Here is a 1168-nt window from a genome sequence, read left to right as displayed (position 1 = left end):
CTTGTGGTCAAGTGGTTGTTGCAACGAGGAGTTGGTCGAGGCGTTGGGCGGGGGTGGCCCAGTCGAGGGTTTTGCGGGGGCGGGTGTTGAGTTCTTCGGCGATGGCGTCGAGTTGTGTCTGGGTGTAGGTGCGGAAGTCGGTGCTGCTGCGGGGGAAGTATTGGCGCAGGAGTCCGTTGGTGTTCTCGTTCGATCCTCGTTGCCAGGGCGAGTGGGGGTCGGCGAAGAACACGCGGCAGTCGGTGGCGAGGGTGAAGGTGGCGTGGCGGGCCATCTCGATGCCCTGGTCCCAGGTGAGGGTGCGCCGCAGATGCTCGGGGAGTCGGTGCATGAGGGTGGTGAGCACGGCGGTCACGTTTCCGCTGGTGCGGTCCTCGGGGAGGGAGCCGAGCATCACGTAGCGGGTGGAGCGTTCCACGAGGGTGATGATCGCGGATGAGCCTCGCGCGCCGATCACGAGGTCGCCTTCCCAGTGCCCGGGAACGGCGCGGTCCTCGGCCTCGGCGGGGCGGGTGCTGATGTTGAAGTCCTTCGCCCAGAGCCGGCCCGATCGAGCGGCCCGAGCTCCTCGGGACTGCGGGCGGCGGGAGGCGCGTCCTGAGCGCAGCAGCAGCTCGTGCGCGAGCTCTCGGCGCAGCTCTCCGCGGGTCTGGTAGTAGATCGCCTGATAGATCGTCTCGTGAGACACGTGATACTCCGGTCGGTCAGGGAACTCGCTCTTCAGCCAAGCAGACACCTGCGACGGGGACCACTTGCTGCGCAGCTTCTGCTCGACCAGACCCCACAACAGCGGCGACGCCGCCGGCCGCCTCGCTACGAGCTTTCGTGTCTTCGGGCGCTTCGCCCGCTCATCCGCTTTGCGCTGCGCGACCGCCGCCGAATACGCCCACCGATACTCACCCCCCAACCCCGGGCCGATCCCCGCAGCCACCGACCGGCGACGATCAGGATGCCGCGCGAGCATTCCGGCGGTGTGAGCACCCCGATACACGTTGTTGCGTTTGAGCTCCCGCCACACCGTTGACCGATCCCGTTTGATCAACTCCGCGATCTCCGGGAACCGTAACCCCGAAGCGAACAACACCGCGATCTGACCCCGCTCACCCGCATCCAACCGACGACCCGGCATGCAACCACCCCTCCGTTGCAACAACCGTATGAAACCGCC

At 66.8% G+C, this 1168-nt stretch carries 1 protein-coding gene; it reads right to left on the bottom strand.

The window, feature by feature from the left end:
- Positions 1-7 precede the first annotated feature (7 nt).
- Positions 8-1168 (bottom strand): IS30 family transposase (locus EDF36_RS20840; protein WP_221181708.1); only part of this gene is annotated, 1161 nt, incomplete at its 5' end.

It is taken from the genome of Rathayibacter sp. PhB152, from assembly GCF_003751395.1.
GTDB lineage: Bacteria > Actinomycetota > Actinomycetes > Actinomycetales > Microbacteriaceae > Rathayibacter > Rathayibacter festucae.
This window is presented reverse-complemented; position numbering and strand designations above follow the sequence as displayed.